The 14,509-nt window shown below is 74.4% G+C and carries 13 protein-coding genes and 1 tRNA gene; 11 read left to right on the top strand and 3 right to left on the bottom strand.

Going from position 1 to position 14,509, the window contains the following annotated elements:
- The first annotated feature begins 21 nt into the window (after positions 1 to 21).
- The 6 genes from moaC to AMK16_RS24190 all read left to right on the top strand — a co-directional run bounded on the left by moaC (position 22) and on the right by AMK16_RS24190 (position 4,824).
- Positions 22 to 501: a cyclic pyranopterin monophosphate synthase MoaC gene (gene moaC, locus AMK16_RS24215; protein ID WP_073919241.1), complete on the top strand. Its 480-nt coding sequence runs from the start codon at positions 22 to 24 to the stop codon at positions 499 to 501.
- Between the two features lie 149 nt (positions 502 to 650).
- Complete coding sequence (locus AMK16_RS24210; protein ID WP_073919634.1) at positions 651 to 1,142, top strand: MogA/MoaB family molybdenum cofactor biosynthesis protein; 492 nt, start codon at positions 651 to 653, stop codon at positions 1,140 to 1,142.
- 17 nt (positions 1,143 to 1,159) lie between these two features.
- A complete protein-coding gene (locus tag AMK16_RS24205; protein ID WP_073919238.1) occupies positions 1,160 to 1,789 on the top strand; it encodes a GNAT family N-acetyltransferase in 630 nt (209 codons plus the stop codon).
- Between the two features lie 196 nt (positions 1,790 to 1,985).
- Complete coding sequence (gene sepX / locus AMK16_RS24200; protein WP_073919235.1) at positions 1,986 to 3,032, top strand: divisome protein SepX/GlpR; 1,047 nt, start codon at positions 1,986 to 1,988, stop codon at positions 3,030 to 3,032.
- Between the two features lie 79 nt (positions 3,033 to 3,111).
- Positions 3,112 to 3,185: transfer RNA gene (locus AMK16_RS24195), tRNA-Ala, on the top strand.
- Between the two features lie 298 nt (positions 3,186 to 3,483).
- Complete coding sequence (locus AMK16_RS24190) at positions 3,484 to 4,824, top strand: CoA transferase (RefSeq protein ID WP_073919233.1); 1,341 nt, start codon at positions 3,484 to 3,486, stop codon at positions 4,822 to 4,824.
- A 74-nt stretch (positions 4,825 to 4,898) separates the two neighbouring features.
- On the opposite strand, the gene AMK16_RS24185 is transcribed toward AMK16_RS24190, so the two are convergent.
- A complete protein-coding gene (locus tag AMK16_RS24185) occupies positions 4,899 to 5,393 on the bottom strand; it encodes a GNAT family N-acetyltransferase (RefSeq protein ID WP_073919230.1) in 495 nt (164 codons plus the stop codon).
- A gap of 148 nt (positions 5,394 to 5,541) precedes the next feature.
- On the opposite strand from AMK16_RS24185, the gene AMK16_RS24180 reads away from it, so the two are divergent.
- The gene (locus AMK16_RS24180; protein WP_073919227.1) at positions 5,542 to 6,345 is read left to right on the top strand and encodes an exodeoxyribonuclease III; all 804 of its coding nucleotides are present in this window, start codon (positions 5,542 to 5,544) and stop codon (positions 6,343 to 6,345) included.
- On the opposite strand, the gene AMK16_RS24175 is transcribed toward AMK16_RS24180, so the two are convergent.
- Entirely contained in the window at positions 6,327 to 7,124 is a 798-nt protein-coding gene (locus AMK16_RS24175) for a MerR family transcriptional regulator (RefSeq protein ID WP_242438874.1), read from the bottom strand. The two genes, AMK16_RS24180 and AMK16_RS24175, sit on opposite strands and share 19 nt — an antisense overlap.
- Positions 7,125 to 7,319: 195 nt before the next feature.
- On the opposite strand from AMK16_RS24175, the gene AMK16_RS24170 reads away from it, so the two are divergent.
- From AMK16_RS24170 to AMK16_RS24155, 4 genes are all read left to right on the top strand, one after another.
- The gene (locus AMK16_RS24170) at positions 7,320 to 8,933 is read left to right on the top strand and encodes a flavin-containing monooxygenase (protein ID WP_073919633.1); all 1,614 of its coding nucleotides are present in this window, start codon (positions 7,320 to 7,322) and stop codon (positions 8,931 to 8,933) included.
- A complete protein-coding gene (locus tag AMK16_RS24165; RefSeq protein WP_073919224.1) occupies positions 8,930 to 9,868 on the top strand; it encodes an alpha/beta fold hydrolase in 939 nt (312 codons plus the stop codon). Before AMK16_RS24170 ends, AMK16_RS24165 begins: the two co-directional genes overlap by 4 nt.
- The gene (locus AMK16_RS24160) at positions 9,865 to 10,749 is read left to right on the top strand and encodes an SDR family oxidoreductase (RefSeq protein WP_073919221.1); all 885 of its coding nucleotides are present in this window, start codon (positions 9,865 to 9,867) and stop codon (positions 10,747 to 10,749) included. The genes AMK16_RS24165 and AMK16_RS24160 overlap by 4 nt, the downstream gene beginning before the upstream one ends.
- An 85-nt stretch (positions 10,750 to 10,834) precedes the next feature.
- Complete coding sequence (locus tag AMK16_RS24155) at positions 10,835 to 11,023, top strand: hypothetical protein (RefSeq protein ID WP_073919218.1); 189 nt, start codon at positions 10,835 to 10,837, stop codon at positions 11,021 to 11,023.
- Positions 11,024 to 11,167: 144 nt separating this feature from the next.
- Here AMK16_RS24155 and AMK16_RS24150 read toward each other — a convergent pair whose 3' ends face one another.
- The gene (locus AMK16_RS24150) at positions 11,168 to 14,446 is read right to left on the bottom strand and encodes a S41 family peptidase (protein ID WP_073919215.1); all 3,279 of its coding nucleotides are present in this window, start codon (positions 14,444 to 14,446) and stop codon (positions 11,168 to 11,170) included.
- Between the last annotated feature and the right edge of the window lie 63 nt (positions 14,447 to 14,509).

Genomic DNA, 14,509 nt, shown 5'->3' with positions numbered 1-14,509 from the left:
GACGGAAGCGGCACGCAGAGTATGAGTACGCAGAGCAGGCTGACCCACATCGACGAGGCCGGTGCGGCCCGGATGGTCGACGTCTCCGAGAAGGACGTCACCACCCGGACGGCCCGCGCCAGCGGACGCGTCCTCGTCTCCCCCCGGGTGATCGAGCTGCTGCGCGGTGAGGGCGTGCCCAAGGGTGACGCCCTCGCCACGGCGCGGATCGCCGGGATCATGGGCGCGAAGAAGACCCCCGACCTGATCCCGCTCTGCCACCCGCTGGCCGTGTCGGGCGTGAAGGTGGACCTGTCGGTCGCCGACGACGCCGTGGAGATCCTGGCCACCGTCCGGACGACGGACCGCACGGGTGTCGAGATGGAGGCCCTGACCGCCGTCGCGGTCGCCGGGCTCACCGTGATCGACATGGTGAAGGCCGTCGACAAGGGCGCGGTCATCACGGACGTCCGGGTGGAGGAGAAGACCGGCGGCAAGTCCGGCGACTGGGCGCGCTCGTGAACGCCCCGCGCGGTGGCGAGGTGCACAGCCACCTCCCGGCGCCCGGAGCCGACACCGGGGCCGACACAGGAGCCGACACCGGAGCAGACACAGGAGCCGGCACCGGGGCCGCCCCGTCCGCGGCCGGCGGCGCGCCCGCGCCGCGCGGCCTGGTGGTCACGGCCTCGAACCGGGCTTCGCGGGGCGTCTACGCCGACCGGGGCGGCCCGCTGCTCGCCGAGGCGCTGGAGCGGCTCGGCTTCGTGGTCGACGGCCCGCGGGTCGTGCCGGACGGGGACCCCGTCGAGCAGGCCCTGCGCGAGGGCGTGGCGGCCGGCTACGACGTCGTGCTGACCACCGGCGGCACCGGCATCTCGCCGACCGACCGCACCCCGGACGCCACGGCGCGGGTGCTGGACTACGAGATCCCGGGCATCCCCCAGGCCATCCGTGCCGAAGGCATGGCGAACGTGCCGACCGCCGCCCTGTCCCGGGGCCTGGCGGGCGTCGCCGGGCGCACCCTGATCGTCAATCTGCCGGGGTCGACGGGCGGGGTCCGCGACGGGATCGCCGTCCTCTCCCGCATCCTCCCGCACGCCGTGGACCAGATCCGCGGCGGCGACCACCCCGCAGCGGCCGGGCCTGCCGGGAGCGCGAGCTGAACGGCCCCACCTGGCCGGTGGTCCTGACGGACGGCGATGTCACGCTCCGGCCGATAAAGCTGCGCGACCAGAACGCCTGGCGCGAGGTCAACCGGCGCAACCGCGACTGGCTCCGCCCGTGGGAGGCCACGATCCCGCCGCCCGCCCCCTGGGGGCCGGCGGCCCAGCGGCCGACGTACCGGCAGATGGTCCGCCACCTGCGGGCGGAGGCGAACGCGGGCCGGATGCTGCCTTTCGTCATCGAGTACCAGGGCCGCCTCGTGGGACAGCTGACGGTCGCCGGGATCACCTGGGGCTCGATGTGCGCGGCCCACGTCGGCTACTGGGTGGACCGCGAGGTGGCGGGGCGCGGCGTGATGCCGACGGCGGTCGCCCTCGCGGTGGACCACTGCTTCGGGAAGGTCGGCCTGCACCGCATCGAGGTGTGCATCCGCCCGGAGAACCTGCCCAGCCGGCGGGTCGTGGAGAAGCTGGGCCTGCGCGAGGAGGGGCTGAGGCCGCGCTACCTGCACATCGACGGCGCCTGGCGCGACCACCTGGTGTACGCGGTGACGGTGGAGGAGGTCCCCGGGGGGCTGCTGCGCCGCTGGCAGCGGAGCCGCCGGCACTCCCCGCCGCAGGCCCCGCCGTCCTCCCCGACGCAATGACGGGGAGGACGGAAGGCGCGGAGGGCTCGCAAAAACAGAAAAGCGAATATCTGTTCGAATAGTCGCCTCGGGGAACCGATTCGCCCATAACCTGATCCGAAGAATCACAAAAAAAGTCCGTGATATCAGCGAGATCGTGCGACACACCGGCCCAATTGGCCGATCCCTCCGGCCGCGCCCCTCTACGGTGTGACGTGTGAGCAGCAGCGGCCTCATCTACGCAGTCATTGTCGGGGCCTGGGCCGCCTACTTGGTGCCCATGTGGCTCCGCAGGCAGGACGAGCTGAACGAAGCCCGTCCGACGGAACGCTTCTCCACTGCCATTCGGCTGCTTTCCGGCCGGGCGGGAATGGAGCGCCGTTACGCCAGGGGACTGCGTGAGCGCGGTGACGAGCAGGCGGAGCCCCAGCCCCACGCGGACCCGGACGCCGCGACGGAAAGGGTGAATTCCGTCGACGCCGACGCCCGGGCCTTTGTCGTGCCCCCGACCCGGGCGGAGCCGAGACCGGCCGCCGCCGAGCGGGAGCAGCGCGCCGAGCGGGCCCGGCGCGAACAGCGCCTCCAGGTCCTCGCCCGCCGCCGGCGCACCACGGCACTCCTCTTCCTGGTCTTCACCTGCGGCGCGGTCGTCGCGGCGGTGGGCGGGCTGGGCTACCTGTGGGCCCCGGCCGTGCCCGCGCTGCTGCTCAGCAGCTACATCGTGCATCTGCGGGTCCAGGAGCGGCGGCGCTACGAGTTCACGATGGACCGGCGGCGCGCCGAAGCGGCCGCCAGCCGACTCCGCGAGAACCGCCCGCGCCGCAGGCCCGCCGAATCCGCCGCCGGACCGGGCGAGGCCGTGGGCGCCGAACCGGACCCCGCTCCACCGGTCTCCCCGCAGGAGGCCGGGCGCCGCGCGCTGGTCGAGCAGACCGACCACGCCGAGTGGGTGGACCAGCAGCGCGAACGCGAGCGCGGCCCGGCCCGCGGTGACAGCTGGGAACCGGTCCCGGTCCCGCTGCCCACCTACGTGACGGCCCCCGTCGCTCCCCGCGCCACCGGTCCGGCCTCCCCGGACGGCTGGAGCGCGACCCGCTCCAGCGCGGCCGAGCCGACCGAACCGCGGCTGCGCGCCCAGCCCGGCGCCCCCGCGCCCGAGGCGAAGGCCCCGGGCCCGCCGCGCCCGCGCGGGCGCGAGACCGGCCGCACCCCGTTGTTCGACCAGTACGAGAGCGACGGGCGGCCGCGCGCCGCGAACGAGTGAGTAGGTGACCTGCGCGGACGCTCCCCGGTATCGGTTTTGGAGCACCCGCGCGGGGATGCTAATGTTTCACACGTCGCAAGGGCCTGTGGCGCAGTCTGGTAGCGCACCTCGTTCGCATCGAGGGGGTCTGGGGTTCAAATCCCCACAGGTCCACAAACGGCAGTTCGCGAGTAGCTCTCGGGAACGGTGACGAGATCCCGTCCGATCGAAAGATCGGGCGGGATCTTCGTCGTTTCAGGGGTCCGTTCGGGAGGGCGCGACGAAGGGCCACCGAGTCGAGCTTCGCGCGCTGTTGCGGCGTCAGGTCGAGCTCCACCGGGCCGAGGTTCTCCTCCAGCTGGGCGACGGGGGCGGCGCCGACCAGGGGCGGGACCGGGATGTCGCCGCCCAACCGCGGCGGCCGTCGCCCTGAGTGCGGCCCGCTGACCGGGCGCCGGGGGACACTGTCCCCATGACGATCACGGGTGAATCGGACGAGGGGACGGCGCGGGCCTGGGCCGCACTCGGCGGGGCGCCGCAGCTCGCGGCGTGCGTGGGCTACCGCGGGGCGCCCGGTCTGGGCGAAGGGCCACTGCCGGTACGGGAGTTGGCGCGGGCGACGGTCGGGGTGTGCGCGCTGGCCGCAGCGGAGCTGGGCGCGGTGCGGGCCGGGGGCGGGGCCGCGGACGTGGCCCCGCTGGTCGTGGACGAGGGCGCGGTGGCGACGGCGTTCGTGAGCGAGCGGCACCTGCGGATCGCGGGGCGGCGGCCGTCGGGCTTCGCGCCCCTGTCCGGTTTCTGGCGGGCGGCGGACGGCTGGGTGCGCACCCACGCCAACTACCCGCACCACCGCGCCGCGCTAGTAAGGGCGTTGGAGCTGCCGTCCGCGACGCCGCGGGACCTGCGGGCCGCGGTGGCGGCCCGGCCGGCCGCCGGGGTGCAGGAACTTGCTTACGCGCAGGGCGCCCTCGCGGTGGCCGTCGCCCCGGCCTACGGCGCCCGGCAGCCGCTGGTCGAGGCCGCCGGCGGGCCCGGGGGGACGGGCCGCCCCCTCGGGCCGGCGCCGGCCGCGCTGCCCGCGGCCGGGGTGCGGGTGCTGGACCTGACCCGGGTCATCGCCGGGCCGGTCGCCACGCGCACGCTCGGACTGCTGGGCGCGGACGTGCTGCGGATCGACGCGCCGGGGCTGCCGGAGGCGGACGACACCTACGCGGACACCGGCTTCGGGAAGCGCTCCGCGCTGCTGGACCTGGCGGACGCCGCGGACCGGGAGGTGTTCGAGGGGCTGCTGGCCAGCGCGGACGTGGTGGTGAGCGGCTACCGGCCGGGCGCCCTGGAGCGGTTCGGACTCGGCGCGGCGGACCTGCTGGAGCGCAGGCCGGGGCTGGTGGTGGCCCAGCTGTGCGCGTGGGGCCGGCACGGGCCGTGGGCCGGCCGGCGCGGCTTCGACTCCCTGGTGCAGGCGGGCTACGGGATCGCCGCGCGGTACGCGTCGGCGGACGGGACGCCGGGAGCGCTGCCGGCGCAGGCGCTGGACCACGGCACCGGGTACCTCATGGCGGCGGCGGTGCTTCGGGCGCTGGCGGACGGGGGCGGTCGCGCGCTGCGGTTCTCCCTCGCAGGCACGGCCTCCTGGCTGGTCCACGACCTCGCGGCGGTGCAACCGGGCGCCCCGGGCTACGCGCCGGGGCCGTGGCTGCGGGAGGGCGACTCGGGCTACGGACCCCTGCGCCACGCCGTCAGCCCCCTCGGCGACTGGCCGGCCGGTCCCTCCCGCTGGGGCACGGGCCGGCCCGTGTGGCTGCCCCGTTAGGGGCCGCGCGCCGGGCCGCGCCGGGCCGCGCTCCGGCCCCGGCGCCGGGCCGCGCCGGGGGTGGAGGCGGTGGATCAGGGGCGCAGCGCCTTGGCCATGCAGCGGCTGGAGTCGTGGAAGCGGTAGTGGCCGAACTTGGCGGACATCGCGTACCCCGAGGAGAGGTAGAGGGCGATCGCCTCCGGCTGCTGGTCGCCCGTCTCCAGGACCATCCGGTTCCGGCCGGCGGCCCGTGCGTCGGCCTCCAGCTCCGCCAGCATCCGCCGCGCCAGGCCGAGCCCGCGGGCCTGCGGTATGACGTACATCCGCTTCAGCTCGGCGTCGCCGTCCGCGTACCCCTCGTCGTTGCGGTCCTGACGTCGCCATCCGCCACTGGCGACCGCGGAGCCCGAGGCGTCGTACGCCAGCAGGTAGAGCCCCTGCGGCGGAACGAACATGGCCGGGTCGAGGAAGGTGGCATCACCCTCACCGCCGTACCGCTGCTGGTATTCGATCTGGACCTCGTCGTTGAGCTTGACCGCGTCCGGATGGTCGTAGGCGATGGCCCGGAGCTGTATCCCGTGAGACATCCGCACATCGTACGGAGCCCTCCCGCCGGGCTGCGGGGCCGCCTGCCGGGGACTGCCGCCGTGCCCGCCCGGGCGCTGAGACGCCCGGGCCCGGGGGGAGGCCGTACGAGTAGGCTGCTCCCGTTTTGAGCGATGTGGGGAGCAAGTTTTGATCACCGTGACGTCCGTGAACGTGAATGGCATCCGCGCCGCCGCCAGGAAGGGCTTCGGGGCGTGGCTGCGGGGTTCGGATGCCGATGTGGTGTGCCTGCAGGAGGTGCGGGCCGAGGAGGGGCAGATCCCCGACGAGGTCCGGAGCCCGGAGGGCTGGCACACCGTGTTCGCGCCGGCCGCCGTCAAGGGGCGGGCCGGGGTCGCGCTCTACACGCGGCGGGCGCCGGAGCGGGTGCAGGTCGGCTTCGGCAGCGCGGAGTTCGACGCCTCCGGCCGGTACCTGGAGGTCGACCTGCCCGGCGTGACGGTCGCCAGCCTCTACCTGCCCTCCGGCGAGGCGGGCACCGAGCGGCAGGACGAGAAGTACCGGTTCATGGAGGAGTTCCACGCGTACCTCACGGCGCTGAAGGGGCGGGCCGCAGCGGACGGGCGCGAGGTCGTCGTGTGCGGCGACTGGAACATCTGCCACCGGGAAGCGGACCTGAAGAACTGGAAGACCAACCGCAAGAACGCCGGCTTCCTGCCCGAGGAGCGGGAATGGCTGGGGAGGGTGTACGGCGAGGCGGGCTACGTCGACGTGGTGCGGGAGCTGCACCCCGACACCGAGGGCCCCTATTCCTGGTGGTCCTACCGGGGCCGGGCCTTCGACAACGACGCCGGCTGGCGGATCGACCTCCAGGTGGCGACTCCCGGGCTGGCCGCGAGGGCCGTGAAGGCGTTCGTGGAGCGAGCCGAGACGCACCCCGAGCGGTGGTCCGACCACGCGCCGGTGACGGTCGTCTACGACCTCGGGGTCTGACCCGGCGGGGCTGCCGGGCCGGGTGCTGCCGGGCCGGGTCCGGTCGCCGGGCCGGGTCCGGTCGCCGGGCCGGGTGCGGCTGCCGGGCCGGGTCCGGTCGCCGGGCCGGACGGGTTCGCGGCCAGCAGGCGGTCCATCGCCATCGTCAGCTCGGCCTCGACCACGCTCTTGGCCAGCGGGCGCAGCCTGGGGAGCGCGTCCTGCGGCATGTGGGCCGAGATCAGCTCGGTGAACAGGGCCGCCATCGCGTCCGCGTGTTCCCGTACGCGCCGGCCCGTCTCCAGGACGGCCGCCAGCGGGACGCCCTCGCGCACCAGCGCCGAGGAGACGTCCAGCAGGCGCCGGCTGACGTGCACGATCGCGTCGCCGTCGGTGGCGAGGTAGCCGAGTTCCAGCGAGGCTGCCAGGTTCTCCGGGGTGACCTCGCCCTCGAAGTAGTCGGCGAGTGCCTCCGGGGACAGCCGGACGGGGGTTTCCTGCGACCAGCCGATGCCGAGCAGTTCGCCCAGCTGGCCGACGTCGCGGCCGCTCTCGAAGGCGGCGGTCAGCTCCGCGATGCCACCGAGGGTGTGGCCGCGCTCCAGCAGGGCGGCGATGGTGCGCAGCCGGGCCAGGTGGTGGTCGTCGTACCAGGCGATACGGCCCTCGCGGCGCGGGGGCGGAAGCAGCTTGCGTTCGCGGTAGAAACGCAGGGTGCGGACCGGGATCCCGGCCGCCTCGGCCAGTTCCTCCGTGCGGTACTCGCCCACCGTCTTCGCTTCCGTCTCTTCCTTCGCCACAGCCGCACCCTAAGCCGTACCGGCGGTAACTTTCCGGGCTCCACCCCTACCCATGAGTACGGGCCTGCTCTAGTCTCCCGATTGTGCCAGTGATTGCTGGCAGCGTTGCGACGGTGTGATGTGTGCGGCACGGCACGGCACGGCACGGCACGGCTGGGACTGCGGACGATGCGGAAGGCGGCGGGCATGGGCGGCATGGGCGAACGTGAGCACGTACGTGTGGCAGTGATCGGGTCGGGATTCGGCGGGCTCGGCGCTGCCGTGCGGCTGCGGCGCGAGGGGATCACGGACTTCGTCGTACTGGAACGGGCCGGATCCGTCGGCGGGACCTGGCGCGACAACAGTTATCCGGGCTGTGCGTGCGACGTCCCCTCGCACCTGTACTCCTTCTCCTTCGCGCCCAACCCGGACTGGCCCCGCACCTTCTCCGGCCAGCCCGCGATCAGGCAGTACCTGGAGCACGTCGCCGACACCTTCGGCCTGCGCCGGCACATCCGCCTCGACTCCGAGGTCCGGCTGATGCGCTGGGACGCGGACGAACTGCGCTGGGAGATCGAGACCTCTGCCGGAGCGCTGACCGCCGACGTGGTGGTGTCGGCGACCGGGCCGCTGTCCGACCCGAAGATGCCGCAGGTCCCGGGGCTCGCCGAGTTCCCGGGCAAGGTCTTCCACTCCGCGCGCTGGGACCACGACTACGACCTCGCCGGCAAGCGCGTCGCCATGATCGGTACGGGCGCCTCCGCCATCCAGATCGTGCCCGCCATCGCCCCGGACGTGCAGCGGCTGACGCTCTTCCAGCGGACCGCGCCGTGGGTGATGCCGCGCACCGACCGGGCGATCTCGTCCGCCGAGCGCTGGCTGCACCGTCAGCTGCCCTTCACCCGGGCCGCACGGCGCGGACTCCTCTGGGGCATCCGTGAACTCCAGGTCAGCGCCTTCACCAAGCGTCCCAACCAGCTCGGGCTCATCGAGTCGCTCGCCAAGGCCAACATGGCACGCGCGATCAAGGACCCGGCCCTGCGCGCCAAGCTGACCCCCTCCTACCGGATCGGCTGCAAGCGGATCCTGCTCTCCAGCGAGTACTACCCGGCGCTCGCCCGGCCCAACGTGGACCTGGTCGCCTCCGGGCTGAAGGAGATCCGGGGCTCGGTGCTGGTCGCGGCCGACGGCACGGAGACCGAGGTCGACGCGATCATCTTCGGCACCGGCTTCCACGTCACCGACATGCCGATCGCCGACCGGGTGGTGGGCGCGGAGGGCAAGACCCTCGCGGAGGAGTGGAAGGACGGGATGCAGGCCCTGCGCGGGGCGACCGCGGCCGGCTTCCCCAACTGGATGACGATCATCGGCCCCAACACCGGGCTGGGGAACAGCTCGATGATCCTGATGATCGAGTCGCAGCTCAATTACATGGCCGACTACCTGCGCCAGCTGTCCCTCCTCGACGACGGCGGCCGGGGCAACCGGGTCGCGCTCGCGGCCAGGCCCTCCGCCGTGAACCGGTGGAACCGGCACGTGCAGACCCGGATGGAGCGCACGGTGTGGAACACCGGCGGCTGCACCAGCTGGTACCTGGACGCCCAGGGGCGCAACACCACCGTCTGGCCGGGCACCACCGGCGAATTCCGCCGCGAGACGCGGAGCGTGGACCTCGCCGAGTACGAAGTCGTACGGCGCCGCGAGCCCGAACCGGCCCAGGCGGCCGCCCTGGAGGCGGCCGGCACCGGCGCCGCGGCCGAGGCCGGCCCGGGCCGGCCCGCACCGTTCGCGGCCGCGGCCCTGGCTTCCGCCGAGGAGGGCGCCGCGTGAGCCGGCTCCTGCACGTCGTCTCCGGGCCCTACGCACCGCCCGCCGCCCGGCGCGAACTGGTCGCCGTCTCCGCCGACGGGGCCCGCCTGCACGTCGAGGTCCACGGACAGGAGGGTGCGCCGGCCGTCGTGCTGGCGCACGGCTGGACCTGCTCCACCGCCTTCTGGGCCGCCCAGATACGGGAGCTGGCCAAGGACCACCGGGTCATCGCCTACGACCAGCGGGGCCACGGACGCAGTCCCGCCGCCCGGGTGCACAGCACCGCCGCCCTCGCCGACGACCTGGTGGCCGTCCTGAAGGCGACCCTCGCCCCCGGCGAACGCGCCGTCGTCGCCGGGCACTCCATGGGCGGCATGACGGTCATGGCGGCCGCGGGGCGCCCGGAGTTCGCCGAGCACGTCGCCGCCGCGCTGCTGTGCAGCACCGGCAGCGCCCGGCTCGTCGCGGAGGCGCTGGTCCTGCCACTGCGCGCCGGGCGCCTGCGGACCCGGGCCACCGGCGCGGTCCTCGGGTCCCGGGCCCCGCTCGGCCCGGTCACGCCCGTCGCGAGGAAGGTCCTCAAGTACGCCACCATGGGCCCCGGTACCGCGCCCGACCGCGTCGAGGCGTGCGCCCGCATCGTGCACGCCTGCCCCACCGGGGTCCGGCACGCCTGGTCCCGGGTGCTGGCCGGGCTCGACCTCGGCGCGGACGTGGCCCGCCTGACGGTGCCCACCGCCGTCATCACCGGCAAGAACGACCGGCTCACCCCCGTCGTGCACGCCCGTGAGCTGGCGGCCGCGCTCCCGGACTGCGTGGGCCTCACCGAGCTCACCGGCATGGGGCACATGACGCCGATCGAGGCCCCGGAGGCCGTGACGGCAGCCGTGCGCGAGCTGACCGCGCACCACCTCGGCGCCGGGCCCGCCCCCACCCAGAAGGAGAAGACGCCGTGAGTGCTCACAGGAGTCTGGAAGGCCAGGTCGCCGTCGTCACCGGCGCCGCCCGCGGCGTCGGCGAGCTGCTCGCCCGCAAACTCTCCGCGCGCGGCGCCCGGATCGCGCTCGTCGGACTGGAGCCGGAGGTCCTGAAAGAGGTCTCCGAGCGGCTGCGCACCGACAGCGACCACTGGCACGCCGACGTCACCGACCACGAGGCCATGGCCCGCGTCGCCCGCGAGGTCGAGCAGCGCTTCGGCCGGGTCGACATCGTCGTCGCCAACGCGGGCGTGGCCTCCGGCGGTCCCTTCGCCGACTCCGACCCCGCCGCCTGGCGCCGGGTGATCGAGGTCAACCTCGTCGGCGGAGCCGTCACCGCCCGGGCCTTCCTGCCCGCCCTGACGCAGAGCTGCGGCTACTTCCTCCAGATCGCCTCGCTCGCCGCGATCACCCCCGCGCCGATGATGAGCGCCTACTGCGCCTCCAAGTCCGGCGTCGAGGCCTTCGCCTACTGCCTGCGCGCCGAGGTCGGCTACAAGGGCGTCAAGGTCGGCGTGGGCTACCTCTCCTGGACCGACACGGACATGGTGCGGGGGGCCGACCAGGACGAGGTCATGCGGGAGCTGCGCGGGCGGCTGCCGTGGCCGGCGAACCGCACCTACCCGCTGGGCCCGGCCGTCGACCGGATCGTCGCGGGCATCGAGCGGCGCTCGCCCCACGTGTACGCGCAGTGGTGGCTGCGCGGGATGCAGGGGATGCGCGGCTACCTGCCCGGGATCATCGCGACCGTCGGGCAGCGCGAGATGAAGCGGTTCGAGCCCCGACTGGCCGGTGTGTCCAAGGGGCTTGTGGGAGCGGGCGGCGCCGCGGACGAGCAGGGGCGCTCCGAGCGGCACTGAGAGTCACATGTCGGATGTGCGAGGTTCGTCCCGTCATGCCACGCTGGTCGCACCCGAGCCCCGACACCCCTACGGGAGGAACCCCATGGGCCTGCGAGACCAGTTCCACGAAAAGGCGAGGCAATTGGCCGAGCGCGCCGGCGCGGAGGCGCGCGAGGCCCGCGAGGACGTGCGGGAGGGCTCGGCGCGCCGCGCGCCGGACGCCCCGGGCACGCCCGGCCGGCCCGCGCGGAACCGGCCCGCCGGGGCCCTCGACGACAGCGTCGACGCGTAGCGGCGGGCAGGGACGCGAAGGACGCGCACCCCGGCGCAGGGCCGCGGCGACGCGGACGCACGGCGACGCGCACCACGGAAGGGAAGGGGTGCGGCCCGCGGGCCGCACCCCTTCCCCGTGCACCTACCGCCGCGCACCGACCGCCTACGGCCTCGGCGGCAGCTTCGGCCGTCGCAGGTCCGGCACGTCCGTGTAGCCGGGCGGCACCACGGCCGGGTCCTGCTCCAGCAGCTCCAGCGCCAGGTGCACCGCGTCGTCCAGCTGGGCGTGGCGCCCCTCCGCCCAGTCCAGGGGGGTGCGCAGGACCGCGAGGTCCGGCTCCACGCCCTGGTTCTCCACCGACCAGCCGTACTCGGTGAACCAGGCCGCGTTCATCGGCACCGTGATCACCGTGCCGTCGCCGAGTGTGTGGCGGCCCGTCATGCCCACCACCCCGCCCCAGGTCCGCTGACCCACGACCGGCCCCAGCCCCAGCAGTTTGAACGCCGCGGTGATCATGTCGCCGTCCGAGGAGGTCGCCTCGTCGGCCAGCGCCACGATCGGGCCCCGGGGCGCGTTGGAGGCGTAACTCACCGGCTGGGCGCCCCGCGTCAGGTCCCAGCCGATGATCGAGCGGGTCAGCTTCTCCACCACCAGCTCGCTGATGTGGCCGCCCGCGTTGCCGCGTACGTCGACGATCAGCGCGGGCCGCGACATCTCCATCCGCAGGTCGCGGTTGAACTGCGCCCAGCCCGATCCGCCCATGTCCGGGATGTGGAGGTAGCCGCACCGGCCGCCGCTGATCTCCCGGACCACCGCGCGCCGCTTGGCGACCCAGTCCTGGTAGCGCAGCGGCCGCTCGTCGATCAGCGGCACGATCGCCACCCGCCGGGCCCGGTCCTCGCCCGCCGCCGGCCGGAAGGTCAGCTCCACCGTCGTGCCGCCCGCGCCCGCGAGCAGCGGGTAGGGCCCGGTCACCGGGTCCACCGGCCGGCCGTCCACGTGGGTGAGCACCGCGCCCTCCCTGATGCCGGTGCCGGCGAGCGGGGAGCGGGCCTTGGAGTCCGAGGACTCGCCGGGCAGGATCCGGCGCAGGACCCACTCCCCGTCCCGCGGGACCAGGTTGGCGCCGAGCAGCCCGATCGCCCGCTGGTAGTGCGGCGGGCCTTCGTTGCGGCGGGCGGGGGAGACGTAGGCGTGCGAGGTGCCCAGCTCGCCGAGGACCTCGCGCAGCAGGTCGGCGAACTCGTCCGGCGAGGCCACCCGTTCGACCAGGGACCGGTACTGGGCCAGCACCCCGTCCCAGTCGATCCCGCACATGCGCGGCTCCCAGAAGTACGCGCGGATGATCCGCCCGGCCTCCTCGTACGCCTGGCGCCACTCGGCCGCCGGGTCCACCTCGTGCAGGATGCGCCGCAGGTCCAGGTAGACGGTCGAGTCGCTGTCGCCCGACTCGGTGGACGGGACCGCCCGCAGGTCGCCGTCGTCGTTGACCACGAGCCGGGTGCCGTCCCCGCTGACGGCGAACCAGTCCAGCCCCGAGGCCAGTTCGCTCTTGCGGGCCTTGGTCATGTCGAAGTGCTCCAGCGCCGGCTTGCCGCTGGTGTCGGCCGGATTGGCGAAGGTCTCGCCGAGCGCGCCGGAGATCGGCCAGCGCAGCCAGACCAGCCCGCCGCCGCTGACCGGGTACAGCGCCGAGTACTTCGAGGCCGAGACCGGGAACGGCGTCACCCGGCTCTCCAGTCCCTCGACCTCCACCGTCACCGTGCCGTCGCCTTCCGTGTCCCCCTCGACCGGGTCGAGGCCCCCCGCCGCCGGCCGTCCGTCGGGGGAGAACGCGAAGGGCGAGGGGGTCGCGGAGGAGAGCGGGACCAGGTAGGGGCGACAGCCCAGCGGGAAGGACAGGTCCCCGGTGTGCACGTCGTAGACCGGGTCGAAGCCGCGCCACGACAGGAAGGCCAGGTAGCGCCCGTCCCGGGTGAAGACGGGACTCTCGTCCTCGAAGCGGCCGTTGGTGACGTCCACGACGGTCCGCGCGCCGGGACCGGAGATCCGGGCCATCTTGATCTGCCGCAGCGAACGCCCGATGCCCGGGTGCGACCAGGTCAGCCAGCACCCGTCGGGTGAGAAGGCCAGGTCGGTGACGGGCCCGTTGGCCGACCGGATCAGCTCGGTGACCTCGCCGCCGGACCCCTCGGTCGCGTCGAGCAGCAGCAGCCGCCCGTCGTGGGAGGCGACGGCGAGCCGCTCCCCGTCCGGGTCCGCCAGCAGTTCCGTCACGCGTCCCAGCTCGCCCGAGGCCAGTCGTCGCGGCTCCTGCTCGCCGGACGCCCGCGGCAGGTAGGCGATCTCGATCGCGTCCTCGCCCTCGGCGTCCGTGACGTAGGCGACCTGTCCGCCGCTGCCGAGCATCTCGGGCAGCCGCACCCGCACCCCCGGGGTGTCGGCGATCGTCCGGGCCGGGCCGTCGCGGTGGGTGAGCCAGTACAGGCTGCCGCGCACCACGACCGCGCTGGCCCGCCCGGTGGCGTCCACGGACAGCGAGTCGACGTGGTGGGCGGCCGGCACCTGGTAGCTGCGCCGCCCCGCGCGCGGGCCACCGGCGCGGACCCGCAGCCGGCGCGGGACGGCGTCGGGAGCCAGGGAGTCCACGAGCCAGATGTCCCCGGCGCACTGGTAGACCACCCGGGAGCCGTCGCTGGAGGCGTGCCGGGCGTAGAACTCCTCGTGGTCGGTGTGCCGGCGCAGGCCGGTGCCGTCGGGCAGGCAGGAGTAGAGGTTGCCGATGCCCTCGTGGTCGGAGAGGAAGGCGATCCGGCCCCCTACGAACATCGGCGAGTCGAGGTGGCCCTCGATGTCCTCCAGCAGGCGTTCGCCGTGCAGCCACAGTCGGCCGGTGGCGCCGCCGCGGTAGCGCTTCCAGGCGGCGGGCTCGTGCGGGGGCTTGCCGGTCAGCAGCAGGGAGCGCCGCTCGCCCGACTCCTCGGCACGGACCTGGATGTCGGAGACCGGCCCCCAGGGCAGGCGCCCCCCGGGGCTGCCGTCCGTGGGCAGGCAGTAGGCCCAGGCGAAGTAGGAGAAGGGCTGCCCGTGCGAGGAGACGGCCAGGATGTCGCTGCGGCCGTCCTCGTCGGGCGGGGTCCAGCCGCAGACGCGGGTGTCGGTGGCGCCCCAGTAGCTGAGCTGGCGGGCCGGGCCGCCGTCGACGGGGACGAGGTGGATCTCCGGGTCGAGGCTGCGCCAGGTGGTGAAGGCGATGTGCCTGCCGTCGGGGGAAAAGCGCGGGTGGCTGACGCGGGTCCGGTCGACGGTGATGCGCCAGGCCCGGCCGGGGGCCTGTCCGTCGGGGACCAGCGGGGCGACCCACAGGTCGTCCTCGGTGGCGAAGCACAGCAGGTCGTCGTGCAGGTGCGGGAAGCGGAGGTACGCGCCGTCGTGACTCACCCCCCAATGCTTTCCGCGCGGGAGGGGCCTGGCAACTCGTACAAGTGATCCACGCCACCCGCA

This window comes from Streptomyces sp. CB00455 (assembly GCF_001905445.1).
GTDB lineage: Bacteria > Actinomycetota > Actinomycetes > Streptomycetales > Streptomycetaceae > Streptomyces.
The sequence above is the reverse complement of the archived record's forward strand: the minus strand, read 5'-3'. Positions and strand labels throughout refer to the sequence as shown.

Excerpts from the sequence above, each read along its gene's own strand:
- AMK16_RS24170 (WP_073919633.1), top strand. The coding sequence starts at position 7,320 with ATGGGCGAACGTGAGCACGTACGTGTGGCAGTGATCGGGTCGGGATTC.
- moaC (WP_073919241.1), top strand. The coding sequence starts at position 22 with ATGAGTACGCAGAGCAGGCTGACCCACATCGACGAGGCCGGTGCGGCC.
- AMK16_RS24190 (WP_073919233.1), top strand. The coding sequence starts at position 3,484 with ATGACGATCACGGGTGAATCGGACGAGGGGACGGCGCGGGCCTGGGCC.
- AMK16_RS24155 (WP_073919218.1), top strand. The coding sequence starts at position 10,835 with ATGGGCCTGCGAGACCAGTTCCACGAAAAGGCGAGGCAATTGGCCGAG.
- AMK16_RS24185 (WP_073919230.1), bottom strand. The coding sequence starts at position 5,393 with ATGTCTCACGGGATACAGCTCCGGGCCATCGCCTACGACCATCCGGAC.